This window comes from Nocardiopsis sp. NPDC058631 (genome assembly GCF_042716955.1).
In the GTDB taxonomy this organism is placed as follows: domain Bacteria; phylum Actinomycetota; class Actinomycetes; order Streptosporangiales; family Streptosporangiaceae; genus Nocardiopsis.
This window is the reverse complement of record NZ_JBHXQY010000067.1, coordinates 31,889-35,163: the sequence shown is the minus strand read 5'-3', so window position 1 is coordinate 35,163 and position 3,275 is coordinate 31,889. Positions and strand designations below refer to the sequence as shown.

1 protein-coding gene and 2 pseudogenes are annotated in these 3,275 nt (G+C 73.3%); 1 reads left to right on the top strand and 2 read right to left on the bottom strand.

What is annotated here, in order from left to right:
- Positions 1-87: 87 nt before the first annotated feature.
- Positions 88-1,380: pseudogene (locus tag ACFWTE_RS20860) on the bottom strand (coenzyme F420-0:L-glutamate ligase); the annotation flags it as partial.
- Positions 1,377-2,378 (bottom strand): 2-phospho-L-lactate transferase, encoded by a 1,002-nt coding sequence (gene cofD, locus ACFWTE_RS20855; protein WP_378781294.1) that lies wholly within the window; start codon positions 2,376-2,378, stop codon positions 1,377-1,379. The pseudogene ACFWTE_RS20860 and the gene cofD, both read right to left, overlap by 4 nt.
- 247 nt (positions 2,379-2,625) lie before the next feature.
- Between cofD and ACFWTE_RS20850 the strand changes: the two are divergent.
- Positions 2,626-3,275 (top strand): annotated as a pseudogene (locus ACFWTE_RS20850) (hypothetical protein); the annotation flags it as partial.

Genomic DNA, 3,275 nt, shown 5'->3' with positions numbered 1-3,275 from the left:
GGCGGTCCTGGCCCCCTGCACGTACCAGCCGCCCGCGCATCCGCCGCCGAAGGTGTACACCAGGCGGCGGTTCCAGCCCTCGGGGGGCCGCCACGTGACGAAGTCCCCGGGGTCGCGCGGCGGGCGGTCCCCGGGAGGCTCGGCCGCGTGACCCACGGCCACCGACCCCATCGGCTGCCAGTCCTGGGGCACCTCCAACACCTCGCGCACCACGTCCGGGCAGAACATGGTCGAGGAGATCCAGGCCGAACCCAGCCCCTCCATCGCCAGTCCCACCAGCAGACTCTGCACCCCGGCGCCCATCGCCACCTGGAACATCGACCGCTCGGCGTCCGCCCGGCGCGCGTCCGGGTACGGGTGCGCGCCGTCGGCGACCAGGAACGGCACCACCAGGTACGGTGCCCCGCGCAGCACGTCGCCGCGCCGCGTCCGCCTGGCGATCTGCTCCGCCGAGAACCCGTCGCCGCGCAGGTCCGCGACCCACGCCTGCAACATGGAGTCGAGCAGCCGCTTCCTCGTCTGCGGGGACTCCACCAGGACGAACCGCCACGGGGTCGTGTGGTGCGGGGCGGGGGCCGTCACCGCGGTGGCCACCGCGCGCCGCACGGCGGCGGGGTCCACGGGGGCGTCGGTGAACGAGCGCACCGTCCTGCGGGCCGCGACCACGTCCCGCGACCCGTAGCGGAACAGGTCGGCGTCGGCAGGGCGCACGAGCGCGGCCGCGCCGGGCCCGTCCTCCTCGGTGACCAGCGCGCGCAGGCCTGTGACCACCGCCACCGGGACACCGCTCGTCTTGCCCTTGACCAGATCGCCGGCCCCGGCGATCTCGTCGGCGACCGCGTTGACGGTCGCCTCCATCGTGTTGCCGTGGGTGTCCTCGGTGCCGCGCAGGTCCTGGACGGCCGACAGCCCGGCCGCGCCGATGGCCACGTCGGTCTGGCCGACCCGCCACGGGCGTCCGAAGGTGTCGGAGACGATCACCGCCACGTTCACGCCCAGGCGTGCGCGCAGACCGGCGCGGAGCGCGCGGGCGGAGGAGTCGGAGTCCTCGGGCAGCAGCAGGACGGTGCCGGGCTCGACGTTGGAGGCGTCCACCCCGGCCGCGGCCATGACCAGGCCCTGCCGGGTCTGGACGATCCGGGTGCGGCCCGCGCGGGCGACCACACGCACGGTCTCCGCGTCGACGGCCTCCTCACGGTCCATCCGCCGGGAGCGCCCCTCGGCCTTGCTGACCACCTTGGACGTGACGACGAGGATGTCGCCGTCGGCCAGCGCGGTTCCCGAGGCCTGCGCCGCCTCGGCGACCAGGGCGGCCAGATCGTCGCCCGCGCGTACCTCGGGCATACCGTTCAGGCCGCGTACCCGCAGTTCGGTGCTCACTCCCGGGTCGCCCCGCCCTCGGACCCGCGCCCGGCCAGCTCCACGGCCAGGTCGACCGCGGCGCGCGCGATCGCCTCGGTGGAGGCGGGATCGCTCATGTACAGGGGGCGCGAGCGCACCTCGATGCCCTCGACCTCGGTACCGGCGTCGGCCTCGTCCACCAGCCAGCCGTCCAGGAGGTCGGATCCCAGGTGCTCGGCGACGGCACCCGCGCCGGTCTCCACGCCGATCGCGGCCAGGCAGGCGTCGGCCATGCCGCGCACCGGCGCCCCGCCGATGATGGGGGAGACGCCCACGACGGTCCTGCCGACCATGGCCTCGCGGATACCGGGCACGTTGAGGATCGACCCGACACTGACCACCGGGTTGGACGGGGGCAGGATGACGGCGTCGGCCTCGGCGATGGCGGCCAGCACGCCGGGGGCCGGCCTGGCGGTGTCGGCGCCGACGCTGATGATCTGCTCCGCGGGCAGGGCGGCCCGGTGCCTGATCCACCACTCCTGGAAGTGGATCGCCCGGCGGCCCCCGCCGTCGTCCACGACCACGTGCGTCTCGACCTGGTCGTCGGTCATGGGCAGCAGGCGCACCCCCGGCCGCCAGCGGTCGCACAGCGCCTCGGTGATCGCGGAGAGGGGGAACCCGGCCGCGATCATCTGCGCGCGCACGATGTGCGTCGCGGTGTCCCGGTCGCCCAGGCCGAACCACGTGGGCTTCATCCCGTAGGCGGCGAGCTCCTCCTTGACGGTGAAGGTCTCGTCGGCCCTGCCCCAGCCCTGTTCCTCGTCGATCCCCCCGCCGAGGGTGTACATCACCGTGTCCAGGTCCGGACAGATCCGCAGCCCGAACAGGGTGATGTCGTCGCCGGTGTTCCCGATGACGGTGATGTTGTTGACTGTGATCTGCTCGTCGGTGGCCGGTGCCCCGTTCCCGAGCGCGGCCTTCAGACCGCGGAGGAAACGCGCGCCGCCGATACCGCCAGCCGGTACGACTATCCGCATGCGTCCAAGTCTGGCAGGCTGGGGGCGTGTATGGGTCGTCTGCCCCGCAGTGGGTTCGCGGCCCTCGTGTGACCGTTCCGGAACCGGGAGTTCGTGAACCCCGGTGTGCAGGTCGCCATCTCACCTCTTCGGCCCGCTCCGGTGTCCCCACACCTCCACCTGGACGCGGCCGATTCACCCGACAGTCCGACGATATGCCAAGCTTCCACCGACGCGACGGCGAAGAAGCAGCAGAGGGGAACCTCTCTTGAACAACGAAACACTAGAACGCCTGCGCCTTCCCGGGGCCTGGGTCCTGGTCAGCGCGGTGGGAGCGTCCATGCTCTCGGGCCTGATCCACCTGATCGCGGGCTCCGGCTACCCGGGTACCTTCGCCGGAGCGATGGGCGGGGCGAGCGGGGCGTTCTTCGGCCTCCACGTCCCGGTGCTGCTGGCCGCCGCGGCCGCCCTCGTTCTGACGAGCGAGCGCACGCGCCAGGCGGCCTCGCCGATCGTGCTCGCCGGCCTGGTCATGAGCGGTGTCGGCCTGCTGTTCGCCGCGATCAACCTCATCACCGAGTTCGTCGGTGCGGCCGCCAACGACAACATCGGCCTGGGCTTCGCGGGCTTCGTGTCCACCCTCGGCTCCGCCGCCGTACTCGGCATCCTCGGCTTCGCCCTGCTCAAGGCCTTCGGGGACCCGACGCTGGTCCCCAGGGCCGCGCCGCAGCCGCAGTACCAGTACCCGCCGCAGCAGTACCCGCCGGCGACCGGTGCGCAGCAGTCCTTCGCGCCGCCCGCGTACCCGGCGCAGGACACCGGCTTCCAGGCCGACGCGTCCGGGCAGCAGGCGGCCTACGACCCGGCTCAGCAGCAGGCGGCCTTCGACGCCTCGCAGCAGTACGGCCAGCAGTACGG